Annotated in this window: 12 protein-coding genes and 1 pseudogene; 8 read left to right on the top strand and 5 right to left on the bottom strand. The window is 41.8% G+C overall.

The window, feature by feature from the left end:
* Positions 1-65 precede the first annotated feature (65 nt).
* Positions 66-686 (bottom strand): arylesterase, encoded by a 621-nt coding sequence (locus D9603_RS18225; RefSeq protein WP_128732374.1) that lies wholly within the window; start codon positions 684-686, stop codon positions 66-68.
* Here D9603_RS18225 and D9603_RS18220 point away from each other — a divergent pair.
* The 6 genes and pseudogenes from D9603_RS18220 to D9603_RS18195 all read left to right on the top strand — a co-directional run bounded on the left by D9603_RS18220 (position 685) and on the right by D9603_RS18195 (position 8,903).
* Entirely contained in the window at positions 685-1,398 is a 714-nt protein-coding gene (locus D9603_RS18220; protein WP_125251234.1) for an ABC transporter ATP-binding protein, read from the top strand. The genes D9603_RS18225 and D9603_RS18220 overlap by 2 nt on opposite strands.
* Complete coding sequence (locus tag D9603_RS18215) at positions 1,388-3,889, top strand: FtsX-like permease family protein (protein ID WP_128732373.1); 2,502 nt, start codon at positions 1,388-1,390, stop codon at positions 3,887-3,889. Before D9603_RS18220 ends, D9603_RS18215 begins: the two co-directional genes overlap by 11 nt.
* 150 nt (positions 3,890-4,039) lie before the next feature.
* Entirely contained in the window at positions 4,040-4,657 is a 618-nt protein-coding gene (locus tag D9603_RS18210; protein ID WP_128732372.1) for an HAD family hydrolase, read from the top strand.
* A 480-nt stretch (positions 4,658-5,137) separates the two neighbouring features.
* Entirely contained in the window at positions 5,138-5,644 is a 507-nt protein-coding gene (locus D9603_RS18205) for a hypothetical protein (protein ID WP_128732371.1), read from the top strand.
* A gap of 168 nt (positions 5,645-5,812) precedes the next feature.
* Positions 5,813-5,968, top strand: a pseudogene (locus D9603_RS18200) (NAD(P)-dependent oxidoreductase); the annotation flags it as partial.
* Positions 5,969-6,218: 250 nt separating this feature from the next.
* Positions 6,219-8,903 carry a heparinase II/III family protein gene (locus D9603_RS18195; protein ID WP_128732370.1) on the top strand — a complete coding sequence of 895 codons (2,685 nt, stop codon included), beginning with the start codon at positions 6,219-6,221 and terminating at the stop codon, positions 8,901-8,903.
* A gap of 386 nt (positions 8,904-9,289) precedes the next feature.
* Here D9603_RS18195 and D9603_RS18190 read toward each other — a convergent pair whose 3' ends face one another.
* Positions 9,290-9,781 carry a VOC family protein gene (locus tag D9603_RS18190; protein ID WP_125251239.1) on the bottom strand — a complete coding sequence of 164 codons (492 nt, stop codon included), beginning with the start codon at positions 9,779-9,781 and terminating at the stop codon, positions 9,290-9,292.
* A gap of 121 nt (positions 9,782-9,902) precedes the next feature.
* Between D9603_RS18190 and D9603_RS18185 the strand changes: the two genes are divergently transcribed.
* Positions 9,903-10,802: a LysR family transcriptional regulator gene (locus D9603_RS18185; RefSeq protein WP_128732369.1), complete on the top strand. Its 900-nt coding sequence runs from the start codon at positions 9,903-9,905 to the stop codon at positions 10,800-10,802.
* Between the two features lie 395 nt (positions 10,803-11,197).
* Here the strand turns inward: D9603_RS18185 and D9603_RS18180 are convergent, their stop codons facing one another.
* Entirely contained in the window at positions 11,198-11,626 is a 429-nt protein-coding gene (locus D9603_RS18180; protein WP_128732368.1) for a nuclear transport factor 2 family protein, read from the bottom strand.
* A gap of 338 nt (positions 11,627-11,964) precedes the next feature.
* On the opposite strand from D9603_RS18180, the gene D9603_RS18175 reads away from it, so the two are divergent.
* On the top strand, positions 11,965-12,456 hold the full coding sequence (locus D9603_RS18175) for a GNAT family N-acetyltransferase (RefSeq protein ID WP_125251242.1): 492 nt from the start codon (positions 11,965-11,967) through the stop codon (positions 12,454-12,456).
* Positions 12,457-12,545: 89 nt separating this feature from the next.
* Here the strand turns inward: D9603_RS18175 and D9603_RS18170 are convergent, their stop codons facing one another.
* Positions 12,546-15,707 carry an EAL domain-containing protein gene (locus tag D9603_RS18170; protein WP_128732367.1) on the bottom strand — a complete coding sequence of 1,054 codons (3,162 nt, stop codon included), beginning with the start codon at positions 15,705-15,707 and terminating at the stop codon, positions 12,546-12,548.
* On the bottom strand, positions 15,697-16,653 hold the full coding sequence (locus D9603_RS18165; RefSeq protein WP_128732366.1) for a cytochrome c peroxidase: 957 nt from the start codon (positions 16,651-16,653) through the stop codon (positions 15,697-15,699). The genes D9603_RS18170 and D9603_RS18165 overlap by 11 nt, the downstream gene beginning before the upstream one ends.
* Between the last annotated feature and the right edge of the window lie 10 nt (positions 16,654-16,663).

Here is a 16,663-nt window from a genome sequence, read left to right as displayed (position 1 = left end):
CGGGTTTTTTAATACAGTCAACCAACTATCCGCAAAGCGATAAGCATCATGCAAAGCGGGCTGTGCTACTCAGCTAACCATTGGTTAATAGCATTATACATAAAGTCTCTGATGATCGGCTGTGCTGCTTTATTAGGGTGTAGATTATCATCCTGCATTAGTTCGGGCTTACCTGCTATCTCAAGCATAAAATAAGGCATCAGGTGACTCTTTGTTTGTTCTGTTACTTGTTGGTAGCTTTGCGTAAACATAGTGGTGTAGCGCGGCCCTAAATTAGGAGGTATTTGGATTTCCATTACAGCCACTTTCGCGCCGAACTGCTGGCTCGAAACAACAAGCTCAGTAAGATTGGCTCGTAATCGCTTGATTGGGAACCCTCGTAGCCCGTCGTTCCCACCTAATTCAATCAGTACATGGGATGGGGCAATAGTTTGTAATTGTTGATCAATTTTAGCTAGAGCATTACCAGTTGTTTGGCCGCTGACACTCACATTGATAATTTCGATCGGATTTTGTTCTGCTTCGTATTTATTTTGTAACAATTTAACCCAGCCATCGTCTTGTTTCAGGCCATAAGCGGCGCTTAAGCTATCACCAACTATCATGAGTTTTTGCTTGGCATTTGCGCTAATAGGCGCCATTAAAATAACAAGTATGAACAACAACTTTAGGAAATAGTACTTCATGTCAGTGCTTTCTCAGTTAAATATGATCCAAGTAAAAGACCTTACTAAACAGGTCTCTACAGTTGAAGGTAATCTAACTATCCTTAGTGATATAAATTTCACTGTCAAGTCTGGCGAGTCCGTCGCCATCGTCGGAGCCTCAGGCTCAGGCAAGTCTACCTTGCTAAGTTTACTCGCAGGGCTAGACATCGCCTCCAAAGGAGAGGTTCACTTGGACGGTGAGCCGCTACAAACAATGGATGAAGAAGCCAGAGCGCAACTACGCGCGGAAAAGGTTGGCTTTGTATTTCAATCTTTTATGCTGGTTCAAAGCCTAACCGCTCTTGAAAATGTCATGCTTCCTGCAGAACTAGCTGGGGACAAAGGCGCAAAAAATCAAGCAACAGAGCTATTAGAAAAGGTCGGCTTATCACACCGCTTAACCCACTACCCATCACAGCTTTCAGGTGGTGAGCAGCAACGAGTGGCCATTGCGAGAGCCTTTGTTGGCAAACCTAAAATTCTATTTGCTGATGAGCCGTCGGCTAACTTGGACAGTAAGAATGGCCACCTTATCGAGCGCTTACTATTTGACCTAAACAAAGAAAATGGCACGACCTTAGTGTTAGTTACACATGATGAGCAACTCGCCCAACAATGCGATCGAATCATTCATATTGAAGCGGGTAAGCTGGAGGTAATAAAACAAGGAGCATCGGTTAATGTGGTTTAAGTTAGCACTCACTTTATTCTCTAGAGAGTTAAGAAGAGGCGAGCTAACCATCATTCTTGCAGCGATTGCGCTTGCTGTACTGACGGTGTTTAGCTTATCTTCGATTACCGAGCGGATCCGCTTGAATATAGAGCAAAAATCCGCAGATTTTATCGCAGCCGATAGAAGGCTATCGAGTAACCATGACTTTGATGACAGAGTCTTGACCACCGCACAAGATTTTGGCTTAAGCACCGCAAAGCAGGTCTACTTTGACTCTATGTTATTTGCCAATGACGAGCTCGTTTTAGGCTCGCTCAAAGCAGTGACAGATACTTACCCACTCAGAGGCGAGCTAACATTAAGAGATCAACTTGATGGAGAGAATTACCAAGCTCAAGCTGCGCCCAAAAAAGGCAATGTATGGCTCAGTGAAGGCTTATTTTTCTCACTTGGTCTCAAAATTGGTGATGAGGTAGAAATAGGAGCTGGACAGTTTACTGTGAGTAAAGTACTCATTAACGAACCCGATGCCCCTTTCTTCTCACTCGCGGGGAATAAACGTGTACTTATTAATTATGACGATATCCCTGTGACTAAGGCTATTCAGCCAGGAAGTCGCGTATTTTATCGATTACTGTTTTCAGGCTCCGAGCAGCAGTTGGCAGACTACTACACATGGCTCAAACCACAACTCAAAAACAACCAGTCTTGGCAGGGAATAAAAGATAGGCAGTCCCCTCTTGGAGAGAACTTAGCCCGATCAGAGAGCTTTTTACTCCTAGCGGGGTTATTCGGGATCATGCTCGCAGCGGTAGCAATGGCGGTTTCTGCAAAGCGCTACTGCGAACGTCAGTATGACCCAGTAGCCATGATGAAAACCTTAGGTGGAAGCAGAAAAACTATTCGCCGTATTTATCTGCTACACCTATCTTTGGTTACGTTTTTTTCTGTTATTTTGGGTCTTGCAATTGGCTATGTATTACAAAGCGTAGGAGCATCTTATCTAGTAACCTTTATGGATACCACCTTGCCGGAAGCTAGCTTTAGACCTTGGCTTCTGAGTATTGCGGTGGGAGTCGTCTGCGCCATGATGTTCTCGTTAAAGCCTTTATTAGATTTATTTGACATTCCGCCGCTACGCGTCCTTAGGCGCAACCTGGGAGACACCATTGCAGTTAGCCGGATCCATATGGCGCTCTCAGTGTTCACTATTTTTGGCTTAATGTGGCTATTTAGTCGTGATATTAAGATCACTGCGATTTTGTTCGGTGCAACTTTACTGCTCATGGCGGTATTGTTCGTTATCTCACGGCTGCTGTTTTCAGCAGGTCGAAAACTTGGACTAAGCCCGGGCTCAAGCTGGTCTTTGGCTATTGCTACCTTGCAAAAACGCGCTAATGCAAACGCGATACAGCTTATAAGCTTTGCTCTGGCTATCAAACTAATGCTGTTTTTAGTGGTGCTTAAAAACGACATGATCTCAGATTGGCAAATGCAAGTGCCACAAGACGCGCCAAATGCGTTCTTTATCAATATCTCGGAACAAGAAATTCAGCCAATGCAACAACAGCTGGATGACAGTGGTATTAAACATGAACATTTTTATCCCGTCTTTTTAGGTCGAGTCAATGCCCTAAACGGAGAAGTGTTTGCACGTCGAGTGTCACTTCAAGAAGGTGAAGAGAAAGACGATGAAGCGCGAGAAGGGGTAGGGCGAGAACTCAACCTAACATGGCTTAATACACTACCAGAGGGCAATGAAGTTGTTGACGGCCAATGGTTTGATGACTCTGATACACTTCAAGTTTCGGTTGCACAAGGACTTGCTGAACGTGTAGGAATTAAGGTCGGCGATACGCTTAGCTTTTTGATTAATAGTCAGACGCTTGACGCTAAAGTAACAAGTTTACGTAGTGTCAACTGGGGGTCGTTAAAGCCAAACTTTGTGATGATATTTAACGATAAAATTGCTGGCCAATTTCCAGTGACCTATTTTACTGCTGCTAAGTTAAAAGAAACAGACACGAAAGTAATCAGCCAATTTTTGAAAGATTACCCGACTATCAGCATGATAGATATTCAAAGTAGACTCAAACAAGCGCAGTCTATGATTTCTCAAGTCTCTTTGGCTATCAGTTTTGTCTTGAGTATTGTACTGATAAGTGGTGCTCTAGTTCTTATATCGCAAGTTCAAGCGAGCCTTGCAGAGCGGATGCAAGAGATTGTTATCTTGCGTACTCTTGGCGCCAAAGGGCGGCTCATTAAATTAGCAACACTTTACGAGTTTTTGCTACTCGGAGCACTCGCAGGACTCGTTGCAGCTGTTGTAAGCGACGTTACTCTGTTGGTGATCCAGATCCAAACCTTTGATGTTGATGGTCGATTGCATCCATATATATGGGTACTTGGACCTGCCACAGGTGCAACATTTGTAGCAACTATCGGCTATTTTATGGTTGCAAAGACCATGAAGCAAAACACCCAAGGCCTCTTACGCAAACTGGCTTAATACCGTTAACCAGAATCTAGACTCACCCATGTAAAGGTGAGTCTAGATAATGGGCCAAAACTCTCTCACCTTGATCTTTACAAACCCCAATTACGTACCTACCTTTAACTAGGGCTGCGCAGTACTAATGCAAAACCAAAGGATATCAAAATGGATAGGATACCGGTTAAAGGCATCATATTTGACTTAGATGGCACATTAGTGACATCGGAACTTGATTTTTCTCTTATTCGGGCACAGATTGGGTGTCCGTCAGGGCATGATTTACTCAGTTATATCAACTCATTGCCATCTCCATATATGCGAGAAGAAGCAATGAATATAGTGCACCAACATGAGCTTTGCGACGCACAACATTGTGAAGTGATACCTGGGGTGAAGCCAGTGCTAACGCAGCTTTCTCAGATGGGTGTACCACTTGCTGTGGTCACCAGAAACTTTGCTAAAGCGGCACATTTAAAATTAAAAGCGACGGGACTCCCTATACCTCTGACACTCACCAGAGATGATGCCCCCGCCAAGCCAGATCCAACGGCACTCCTGCGAGTCGCCCAAACATGGCAAGTTCCTTCTTATCAATGTGTATACGTTGGAGATTACTTATATGATATACAGGCTGCACACAATGCTCAGATGCCTTCATGTCTATTTGCTCCTAACAACATACCGCACTACGCGGAGCAAGCAGATATTGTCATTAGGGACTTTTCACAACTTGTAGATGCGTTATGCACACTCGATATTAACAGGTGTCGAGATTTGGCTTGATACAAGTAGCAAGTTTTATATTGACTGTGCGCTTGTATCCTCTTTTAAAGCACCTCTATTGCTAACGTGTTTATTGGAGGTGTAGCACTCTATCTCTGTATTGTGAGGTAAGCGTAATCACTCAGATCCAACATTATACCAATTTGACTTAATACTTGCTCAATTTGAAGGAGTAAATCTGACGCTAACAGCGTTAAAAATTTCTTATTTAGAACAACTAAATAGCAAAATTTTTGCCAGGTTATCGACAAGATTTTCTCGCCTCAAAATAGACCACTTAATTAAGAAAATTGGTATTACTTAGCTACTGCATAATACCACTTTCTTTGTCACGAAAAGTGGTAAAAGTTCATGCAGGTGTAGTAAAGTGGTGTGACGCTTTTTTGGCAAAAATAGGAAAGTCCGTCTTACTCATTTACTTTGGATGACTCATACTCTATCCAAATCTTAGATTACGTAAGGCAGTAGTTAGGATACATAATGATAAATAAAAACACGCTAATTGCAGTATATGAAAGTGTATTAATTACACTGCTTAACGAGCGCAAAAGCGCACTACATTTTTATATTAATCAAAACGCTTTTTCACATATGTCTCTCTCGGTTGAATTTTGGCACTATGATATTAATTGGCAAATTCACAGTCATCCAGAAACGCATTTTTCTCCTCACCAGCACTTTTTAGCAGCCCCATTTATTACCTTGTCTGACTTTGAGGAAGATCACTCTCACGTCTATGAATTAAGAGATATAATGGAGAGCTGGGAAAAGCTAGAGCAAGATGGTGATGGTACCTTAGAGGATATGTTATGTTTACTCTCACATGAAGCACTCGCTGAAGCATTAAATAAAAACACGGTTAAGTCGTTACTATTGACTCTTTTTTCAGAAAACCCAGCTTTACAAACAAAGTCACTGCATGAACTGGTCATCGTAAAGGATCCTGATGGCCGCTTTGATAAAAATTTCATGAATGTTGCCGCATAGCCGCCAACATTTATAAGGCACATCAATTTACCGTAAAATCTAAAGTCACGAAAAAGTGCAAGCCCCCTTTGTAAAGGGGCTTTACATAAACCAAAGCCCTTCCTTTGTATTGTAGCCTGACACTGAGGCGAATAGATTTAGGATTCACTTGATTGTTACCTGTGAGCAAGGAGGTGGTCGTTGCCATCAAGCTTAGACCGTGTATATGACTCCTCGGCAGGACAAGAAAAATTAAGTTGGTTACCCAAGCATAGTTTTGCTAGCGTGTTGGATATGTTAGATAGCGAAATAGCGGAGGTATTACCTGTTACAAAGAGCAGCTAGGAAGCTATTTACTTATGGCATCTGCCATATGGGTTTCTTCAATTCATTGAGTTCAGAGTAAAATCGTTGAATAACTTTTAGGAAACCTACAAATTTAAAGGGGTTATCAGCGACGTTGCTTAGTCGTTTCACTTTGCTATTTCGTTGCCATATATCATAGTGTTTATTTAAGTATAAAATCCAACACAAATACCATATTGATAATTCAGTTCTGAATTAGGATAATTACTCAGGTCATAAGGAGATTAATATGAGAACCCATTTACTTTCTATTGTATTGGCTAATAGCATAAGTATGCACGCATTGGCCGATCAGTCGCATTTAGTCAATGCGGATTTTGAACAAGGCTATAACGAATTTACGGCCTCTAACCCACAAACAGCGCAATTAACTTTAAACCAAATTGAACCTATCTCTGGGCTACAAAGTTTGCAGCTCTCGTTAACTAACTGGAGTAGCGGTAGCTACAGCTATTTCTATCCTTGGGGGCAAGCTCCAACGCTTTTAGGCATGACGCTCAGGGCAAAAGTGAAGCTACTTAACCCAGTTCAAGGTGGAACATTACAGCTTCGCAGTTTAGTGAAGGTGAACAGTGGTCAACATATTCAAGACAGTATCAATTTGAATCCGTTCACAGAGCAAATTCAAACAATTTGTCAGCCCATCATATTGTCTGAAGATGAACAAGTTACAGGGTACTCTATCGCCTTAGCGTTGCAAGGAGGTACAGCAGAGGTGTTGCTTGATGATGTGACATTAACCCCTAATTTGCCAAACGAAGCATGTGCCTCAGATATTGATGACGGTATACATAATAACCCCAGTTTAGAGCCAAGTTATTTGCTCCCCGCTGATAGAATAGCTCGGCTTGCTCAAGCCGCTCAGAAAGAAACCCCAGCTTGGCAAACGTTCCAGAGTAAGCTTGCTGCCAACCTTGCAAAAGAGCGTATATATAATACTTGGGACTACGCTGGCGCCTACGCGCTGAGCTATCGAATAACAGGAAATAAAATACATGGCACAAAAGCCAAGCAGCTATTTTTAGAGCGATACGTAAGTGAGCCGATCGTAGGGTGGCAGTATTACAGCAATCGAAACTTGTTTCGCTCACAGGCCCGTTGGTCGCAGTATACGTACGCATGGGCGAAGACCATGTTTAGTGAACAACAGCAACGGGATATTGAAGCGATCTTTGCGTTATGGGGCGACTACTGGCTTGATTACTTGGGCTATAGTGATGACTTTTCGAAAATGCGCTGGCAGGACACAGATGAAGTCACCTCGCTAGCGGAAAACCTTTCTTTACTGGGTATGACGCTACAAAACGCTCATGATCCTCAGATCCGGGAGAAAAGCACACAGTACTTAAACGCCGGAGATCGATTGTTAAAAGAATACGTTGTCGATAAGTTTATGGATGATGTTATGGCTGGCGGCGTATGGGCTGAGGGTATTGATTATAGCCCTGGTACTATGATGCACTGGATGCGCTTGTACATGTACAATAAAGAGCTACGTAATATTGATTATCCAAACGATTACGCAGAGCAGGTAGTACTGGCTTATCTCCATCAAACCTTGGCTGGTGGCACAGGTATGTACTTTTATGGTGATCAGGAGCATGTTGATGATTACGTGCCTCTCTCAGGTGATCATCGCTATGCCATGATGCTGCACTTAATCGCTATGGTCGAAAATCCAGAACGCCGAATTCAGGCTCAAGCTTGGCTTGAACAAGTCATCGAAAAGGAGGGCTATCCAAACGGCTCAATGGACACGGGATTAGAGCGCGTGTTATTCGAACCAGAAGAACCAATCAGTGAGGCACCACAGCAGCCCGGCACATTTTTTTATGCGCCTGGAACAGGGCTAGTCGCATCACGTTCTGATTGGTCTCGTTCAGCAACCAACTTGTATTTTTTGAATAGCCCGGCGATTGTAGACCATCAACATTTCGATACACTCTCATTTGATATAGCTCATGCTGGAAAATGGATAACCAAAGAGATGACCGGGTATGGTAAGTTTGCTATTAACTCAACAGCCCATAATACCATCTTAATTGAGAATGCCACTCATGATGGCTCTTCTAATCCAGCACACAGAGCGGCTGGTCGTGGTCAATATGTTACTTTATACGATAGTCCTAAAATGAGCTTCATCGCAGCACGTGCCGAACAAACCTATAATATGTTGGGTTATTGGCAAGCAAGTTACGCGAAAAAAATCGCAAGACAACTGGTTTTTTTAAAGCCCAATATCGTTCTGGTTTACGATAGCATTGAAACTGAGCCAAGTGTGATCCGTGACTTAATGCAATATCATCAAGAACTTGGATTACAGGCAGGTGATCAGTACGTGCGCAGCGTGAAGCAAAATCAACGCTTTTTAGCACAACCTATATTCGATGGTGATAGGGTGTCGAGCATAAATGACGGGAAAGAGTTTATCTATCAGCCCATTTTACCTAAAGACTATACTTTATCGATAGTTGACGAGACTCAGTATTATCAAGATGTACTGACCTATCAGGCTCCATTGAACCAGCGTAAATGGCATACTCAATTAGAAGCAAATACCCCCCAAGTCAATAATGAACTGCTGTCAGTGTTAAGTTTTGCAGATGTAGGTGAGGTGCCTGAAGTTAATGTACAAGAACTTGATGAAGTATCGCCTTCTCATTTAGGAGTGTATGTGCAAGCTGCTGGACGGGTAGATGAGATAGTCTTATTCAGCAAAGAATTGTTATCTCCATACGCACAAGATATTTATTTCACTCAGCCTGTCGAGTCTGGGGCAACTGTCCATATTAATGGATTAGCCGCAGGTCAACGTTATCAATTACTTCACGATGGGCAACAGGTACAATTGCGCGCTGATGAACAAGGAGAGATGCTCGTGAGCGAGCAGGGTATGCTTATTTTCCATCTCTAGTATTATTTTCATGAATTTTAAAAAGCCAGCTAAAGTCATTAGCTGGCTTTTTTGTATTAAGTGTCAATATTACAAGAGCCAAGAGCATCTATAGATGCCTTTGATTTTTGAGTTATACCTACTCGCCTAATTCAGTGCGTTATTTTGAGGCGATAAAATCTTGTCGATAAACCGCGAACACGTCCGACTATGGCCAAGGTACATACGTCCAGTAGGCAAGGCAAAAAACTTGCTATTTAGTTGTTCTAAATAAGAAATTTCAACGCAGTTAGTGTCTAATTTACACCTTCACAATGAGCGATGAATCAACAACCATTGATATTAGGAAAGGTAAATCTCCCATAAATGTGACAAGCAAAGGGGTAGACAACTTCTACCCCTTTGTTTTATTCGTAGTCTGATGCGTAAGTATCTTCATAAGAGTGAGAGTAAAACTCGAATAGGTTACCAAATGGGTCTTCTAAATAAACCATTTGCGCTTGCTTGAGTTCATCTTCGGGGTGGTAACGATGAATATCCATACGAACTTTGCCACCATACTCTTCAACACGTTTAATCGCAGTATCAAACTGCTCCTTTGGCAGCTGTAAACAAAAATGGAAGATACCAAGGCGAGAAAAATCAACGTGATGACGCTCTTCGCGATCAACCATCTCAAAAAGCTCAACACCAATACCATCAGAAGTGACTAGGTGAGCAATATTGAAGCCTTTGAAGCCCTCACCGAATACCGCAATACACATGCGACCAATCGCTGATTCTCGCTCTTCTATCACCTTGGTGTTATTCATTACTATTCTGAGGCCTAGCGCTTTGGTGTAAAACTCAACCGCTTTGTCCATATTGCCAACCATAATACCGACATGATTCATTTTCATAAATTTCTCCAACATTTTTCAATAGCAACTCGACTTAGTCAGTAAATTCTATGGCGAGACATTGATTATATGAAATTATCAATTATTATTAATTCAATAATTTATTGTTATGGCTTTATTTGTGCTCAATCCAGTTTGGTTAGAAACATTTATTACCTTAGTTGATACGGGGCATTTTACAAAAACCGCCGAGAAGCTGTATATGACTCAACCGGGAGTTAGCCAGCATATCAGCAAACTTGAGGAATCGTGTGGATATAATTTAATTAGAAGAGATAAGAAGTCATTCGCGGTTACCGAGCAAGGTCGGTTAGTGTACAACTATGCCAAAGCATTGATCAGGGAGGAAAAGCTGCTCTTTGAGCAATTAAATTTTGACGACCCTTTATCAGGAGAGTGTACTTTAGCATGTTCTGGCTCAGTAGCCTTATTGCTTTACCCAAAGTTATTACAACTTCAAGTTCAACACCCCAATATTCATATTAATATTAAAGCAGCACCAAATCATCAAATTTTGACTGACATCAAAAACGGCCAGATTGATCAAGGAATTGTAACCGATATACCCAATGAGAGTTTCTTTGATTTTGAAACGCTTGGTCAAGAAGAGCTCTGCTTGATTTTACCACAACAGGCCAATACTAGTGATCGATACGCGCCCTTACTTTTAGAGTTAGGACTAATCAATCACCCAGATGCCGAGCATTATTTATCTTTGTATTTTAAGCAATCCAAAGAGCAAGAACTAACACAACTAGATGTTAGTAAAATCCCTATCGTTGGTTCAATTAACCAAATTAGTCAAATCTTAGAGCCAATCGCTCAAGGTGTGGGCTTTACTGTGCTACCAAAAAGTGCTGTCGGCGGCTTTCATAGCCCTGAGCATTTACAAGTTTTGCGGCCAACACAGCCAGTAATGGAAAGTTTATATTTAGTCTGTAAAAAAAACAGAGCATTGCCCGCTCGTTATCACGCCTTTAATACAATTATTCGGCAGATATGGGCGTTTAACCGATACTAGTACTTAGCCAAAATATCAATAACAGAAGTGAATAACGGAAGGGTGCTGGGTGCCAGCATAAATTTTTTATCCATATTAAATGTATCAGTGTAAACCTGCATAACCCAAATCATACTGAAAAAATCATCAAAAAACTCGTCATAGAATTTTCTTTGGCCCACCTGCATCTAGAGTAATAACAAGTGTCTGGCTACTCAAATTTGAGAAAAGGGTAGAAATACATGCAAGTTCTTTCCGCTCTTTGACTGAATGAACACTATCACAATAAGATTGACACAGACTGCTGATCATCGGCAACACTGGAAGTGTGACGACGTCAAAGTGGCTTGGTAATCACACTTATTTATCAAACTGTTTAGTCTAAAGTTTATATTTTTATCGTAGCTCTTGTTGCATTAGAGTGTCACTCTAGACAGCGTGGCTATTCTTTCAGAATCACGACTTGGAAAGTCTGGGTCTACGTAAATGTACATTCTAGCTATCAAATTATCATTACATTCAAATACACTACAAAAGCGCCCTGATGATATATGATTATCCGGCCACTTTGTGCCATCGCGCATAACTCCGCCTTCTTGCCCTTCTACCACAACAGTATTCCCAGAGACAATAAAGTTAAATTGCTCAATATCATGCCAAATACTATTGAGTGAGCTCCCTATCTTGTCACCAAACTCTAGTAATGCTTGTTTGCCAACCGCATCGCCAAATTTGGGGAAAAAGAATGTAACTTCGTCGTGAAACAGGTCTATATAGGTTGGATCTCCAGCATCTATCTTTTCAAAGTAAGCTTTCACCAACGTGATAAGGCTGTTTTTTTCCATATTTGAATTACTCCTTGTAATTGGATTGTCGCCATAGTTAATTAGGGCGAAACGCCAAAAAGCAATATACACAGTTCAAAAACCAGATAAAAAAACAAAAACCTCCCCCGTTGATTGCGCAATAGGTACATGCTAGTTTACGGATAAGTAAGATGCTGAGCATCTACCAAAAATGCAAACTCAAATACAGCTAGTTGATACTTGCTTTTCATATAGCTTTTGTATTCACTCGAGTTGTTTTTGCAAGGTTTCGGCATCGGGAAGAGACACGATAGCCCCTTTGCTCCAATATCAGTCAAGGTGATCTACGCCGAGTGTTAATATAGTGAGATAGACTTTTGTTTCAACTTAGAGAATTTAATACCAACGATGTCGCCCCTCTAGTCGCTATTTTGAACGATCCAGAAGTTACTCGATACCTCTCAACTAAAATTCCGCAGCCCTATACCCAACAAGATGCTCTGTGGTGGATAGAAGAGGGAAGTAAACAAGGCTATATTCGAGCAATTTGTGATGGTCAGCAACTTATCGGCTGTATAGGTGTCAACCCTGGGGAATTTGAATACCAATGCTCAGGGGAGCTTGGCTACTGGCTCGCAAAAAGTCATTGGGGCAGGGGAATAACACATCAAGCGGTTTTACAAATAGTTACTGCTGTGTTCAATGATACCGACGTTGTAAGGGTGTTTGCGAGCGTATTTGATGAAAATCACGCCTCAATAAAGCTACTAAAAAAATCAGGTTTCGAACAAGAAGCCATACTCAAGCGCGCAATTTTCAAAGCAGGGCACTTTTACGATTGCCATATTTTTTCGGTATTAAAGCCTTAAATCGATACGCAGTTTGCCATTATCTACTTTTTCTCGGTTGGTGTATTGATGACGTTTAATTATATAAATACTTCCCCCAATAAAACCTCTTAATCCAACCACAACTTATGGCAGGTTCGCTCTGAAATCAGCGTGAAGCGTTCAACCCATTCGATCAAGCCCTCAATTGCCATTGGTTTTGCATATAAATACCCTTGAACATACTGACACCCCAAGTTTTTTAGACTGTCCAGCTGACCTTGCTGCTCTACACCTTCTGCAATCACCTTTAATGAAAGACTTTTTGCCATAGACAATATTGCATTGACTAAAACCGCTGCATCTTGGTTTTGATCAATATCTTGAATAAACCCTCTGTCTATCTTTAATGTATTGATTGGAAAGCGTTTGAGGTAACTCAGCGAAGAATAACCCGTTCCAAAATCATCAATGGCTAAATTCACGCCAGTTGCTCGCAAACTTTGTAACCACTCAGTAACCGCTTTATCGTCTTCTAATAATATGCTTTCGGTAATTTCAAGGGTCAGATTTTCAGGATGAAACCCTGATTGCTGCATAATTTGCTTAATGATAGTGGCATTAAAGCCTAACCGATATTGTTGACTCGATACATTTACCGTCAGGTAGCAATTGAGTCCGATGGCTTTATTAAGCCTACGAATATCTCCACAGGCCTGTCCTAATAGCCACTCCCCCAAAGGTGCTATCAGACCACTTTCTTCAGCCACAGGAATAAATTCTGCGGGTGAGATATATTGACCAAAATCAGTCGGCCAACGCATTAAGGCCTCTACGCCATATAGTTGGCCTGTCACAATATCTATTATGGGCTGATAATGTACGGTTATCTTTTTATGTTCTAACGCCACTCGCAGATGTTGTTCTAATTCAACTCGGCGATTAACCTGCTGCTGCATCTCTTGCGCAAAGAAATGGTACTGATTCCGCCCAGCCTCTTTGGCTTTATACATCGCTAAATCTGCCAGTCTTAACAGCTCTTTTTGATCTTTTGCATCACCTGGTAAAATTGCGATCCCAATACTTGCACCGGTGAAAACCTCAAACCCATTAATGACAAAGGGCTCACTCAATGCTTTGACGATTTTGTCGGCAACTTGGGCTGCGTGATCTGGATGTGTAATTTGGCTAAGCAGCAGCACAAATTCATCACCGCCAAAGCGGCTTAGTGTGTCGCTTTTGCGCAGTAATTCATTTAACCGTTTTGCAACAGAGATAAGCAATACATCACCCGCTTCGTGCCCCATGGTATCGTTGACGCGTTTAAATCTATCTAAATCAATAAATAGCACCGCACTTTGATGTTTTGTGCGACTCATTCTTTTGATGTCTTGCTCAATTCGTTCAAGTAACAACGTTCGATTTGGCAATCCGGTTAGCACATCATAATAAGCTTGGTATTCAATCTGTTCTTCTTGGGCTTTACGCTCTGTCATATCAGACAAAATAGCCACATACTGCTGTACCAATCCTTTATCGTCATAAACCACACTAATCGCTAACCATTCTGGATACAAAGTACCATCTTTGCGCTTATTCCATATTTCGCTTGCCCACTGACCTTGGGTATTCAGCGTACTCCACATTTGGTCATAAAAATGTCTGTCATGCTTTCCTGAACTCAGAATATTTGGCCGTTGTCCTAATACTTCATGTTCTTCGTATCCTGTGATTTTGGTGAATGCGGGATTGACGGCTGTGATCTCCAACTTGGCATTTGTTGTCATGATCCCTTCTTGCGTCGCATTGAAAACCGCTGCCGCAGTTTTGAGCTGTGCGCTCGCACTTTTCTGTGCGGTTATGTCTTCTTTAATCGCGATAAAATTAATTATTTCCCCTTGCTGATTCTTAATCGGAGAAATTGACGCATATTCCCAATAATAGTCACCTGACTTACGACGATTAAAAAACTCTCCGCGCCAAACTTTACCTTGCTTGATAGTTCGCCATAGTGCTTTGTAGTCTGTAAAGCCTTGTTTAGACCCCAACACCTTCGGTGTCTGACCTTTTATTTCCGCAAGTGAGTAACCTGTTACTTGCTCAAACTTGGGGTTCACATACTCAATTCGAGCTCTTGGATCGGTAATAATGATAGAAGCAGGACTTTGCTCAATTGCATGGCCCCACTTTCTTAGCTCTTCTTCAGCTTGTTTAAAGGGGGATACATTAACACTGACAAATACTTGCCCATTATTGTGCGTCTTTGTTTGCTTTATTTGAAGCCAAGTACCCAAAGCTGTTTGATGTAAATTGGAGTCAGTGTTGAATATGTCACCAAATTGATGCTGCCATTGTTCTAGTTTACGGGGCATGGAAGATTGGTCTTCAACAGCAAAGTGTTCACACCAAGCGCTATTACAAAGCAGTAAATTGCCAGAGCGGCTAAATAATGCAAACCCCTCCGTCAGGCGCGCAACAGCGTCAGATAACGTTCTGCTGGTGCTTAGAATTTTATTTTTAGCTGCATATAAACGATTTGCAAACACAATAAGCAATAAGAACAGCACAATTGCCAGCGTCAATAGTAGTTCATTTTGTTGTTTGGCTTTTTCTAATGTCTGGCTATGGTAACGATTGTAACTACTGTAAAGCGCAGTGAAAGTATCGCTACTGGGTAAATTGAGAAACCGTTGCCTTGCCTGCTTTAATTCTACACTCCTTGTCACCGCGACATTAAAATGCTGATAAATTAGCTTTGCTACGTCACTTTCAGATGGAATATGTGGGATAGGTTCAATAGCAAATTCATATAGCTGCCCAAGCATTAAATTTGCAAGCGCTCGATTAGCCTTTGTTGCAAGTTCGGGGTCGCTTTGTTCGAGTTCTTTCACTAACTCAGGAAGGTAGAGCAAGCTGTTTTTAATACTGGCAGCAGCTGTTTTTATTGACTCAACTTGTAATACTTTTTCACTCAATAACGCCCGATACGCTTCATATTGCCGCAGTACATCTGGATCTGTATGGTTAAATAGCTCATGCTTCTGGGTTGTGTTTAGCTCATCAATGGCGTGTGCAAGTTGCGCTAACTCATCATATTGATTGAGCTGCGCACTCAACATTTGCAGTACCGCTGCATCAAGTTTGGCATCTATGCTTTTTGCTTCAATCAATAGTGAAACTCGAGCTTGATGCACATGACTATTTATTTCTTGTTGCGAGTAAAAATACGCGAAAAGCGCAATCGGTGCACACAGCAATAATGCTTGTACACCAATGAAAGCTTTATTCCTCATTTTGTCTTTCCAAATCCATTTCGTGATGATGTCCAGCTAAACTATTAATGAATGCAACTAACTTCTGCATGTCTGTGTCAGGGATTTTTCTGCCAAGCTGGTACCTGGCCATTGCCTCGATTGCCGACTCTAAACTTGTATGACTACCGTCATGAAAAAAGTACGCTTGTTTGCTCGCGAGTCGCAAGCTCGGCACCTTAAACACAAAGCGATCTTGCTCATTTCCAGTAACGTTAAAACGGCCAAAATCCGCTTTTTTAATTGGTGTATTCCTATCGCCAAAATAATCACCAAACGTACCCATTCTGGCAAACATATTACCGCCAACATTACGTCCCTGATGACAACTAATACAACCATAGCGCTTAAATAGCTCGTAGCCCGCGATTACCGACTCAGGTAATTTTACGCTGCTATCTTTGAGCCATAAATCGAACGGTGCATTGAGCGTAATTAACGACTCTTCAAAATTCGCTATCGCATCTTTTACTGTGTGCGGGGTTATTCCTCGCGAGTACACTTTAGCAAACTGTGCGACCAACACTTTATCTTGATTTAACTTAGCGACGACTTCTGGCCAAGTCATATCATGTTCTTTTGGGTTTAAGATAGGAGAGTCAACCTGATCATACAGCGATTGTGCGCGGCCATCCCACGCTTGGCGAATATTTAAAGCGGCATTGTAAACAGTGGGAGTTTTTAGCTCACCGAGCGCGTTATTAACTCCTCTGGAAAGGGGCTTTACATCTGCACCATGACTGGGCAATTGGTGGCATGATGCACAACTGACTTGATCTCCTCGAGAAAGTCGCTTATCAAAAAAAAGCGCTCTACCTAAGCTTACTTTATCCGCATTAAGCCCCGTTATAGGCTCAAGTGGCAAAATTGGTTCATTTGCAATTCCCAATAATGGAAACGCAAAAAGCAATAAACTCCAAATTCGCATACACTTCGCC

Origin of the sequence: Pseudoalteromonas sp. PS5 (assembly GCF_004103255.1) — a bacterium.
GTDB lineage: Bacteria > Pseudomonadota > Gammaproteobacteria > Enterobacterales > Alteromonadaceae > Pseudoalteromonas > Pseudoalteromonas peptidolytica.
Note: the sequence above shows the minus strand (reverse complement) of the source record. Positions and strands in the feature narration are given on the sequence as shown.

Coding starts and splice junctions, on each gene's coding strand:
- D9603_RS18220 (WP_125251234.1), top strand. CDS start 685: ATGTCAGTGCTTTCTCAGTTAAATATGATCCAAGTAAAAGACCTTACT.
- D9603_RS18225 (WP_128732374.1), bottom strand. CDS start 686: ATGAAGTACTATTTCCTAAAGTTGTTGTTCATACTTGTTATTTTAATG.
- D9603_RS18215 (WP_128732373.1), top strand. CDS start 1,388: ATGTGGTTTAAGTTAGCACTCACTTTATTCTCTAGAGAGTTAAGAAGA.
- D9603_RS18210 (WP_128732372.1), top strand. CDS start 4,040: ATGGATAGGATACCGGTTAAAGGCATCATATTTGACTTAGATGGCACA.
- D9603_RS18205 (WP_128732371.1), top strand. CDS start 5,138: ATGATAAATAAAAACACGCTAATTGCAGTATATGAAAGTGTATTAATT.
- D9603_RS18195 (WP_128732370.1), top strand. CDS start 6,219: ATGAGAACCCATTTACTTTCTATTGTATTGGCTAATAGCATAAGTATG.
- D9603_RS18190 (WP_125251239.1), bottom strand. CDS start 9,781: ATGAAAATGAATCATGTCGGTATTATGGTTGGCAATATGGACAAAGCG.
- D9603_RS18180 (WP_128732368.1), bottom strand. CDS start 11,626: ATGGAAAAAAACAGCCTTATCACGTTGGTGAAAGCTTACTTTGAAAAG.
- D9603_RS18170 (WP_128732367.1), bottom strand. CDS start 15,707: ATGAGGAATAAAGCTTTCATTGGTGTACAAGCATTATTGCTGTGTGCA.
- D9603_RS18165 (WP_128732366.1), bottom strand. CDS start 16,653: ATGCGAATTTGGAGTTTATTGCTTTTTGCGTTTCCATTATTGGGAATT.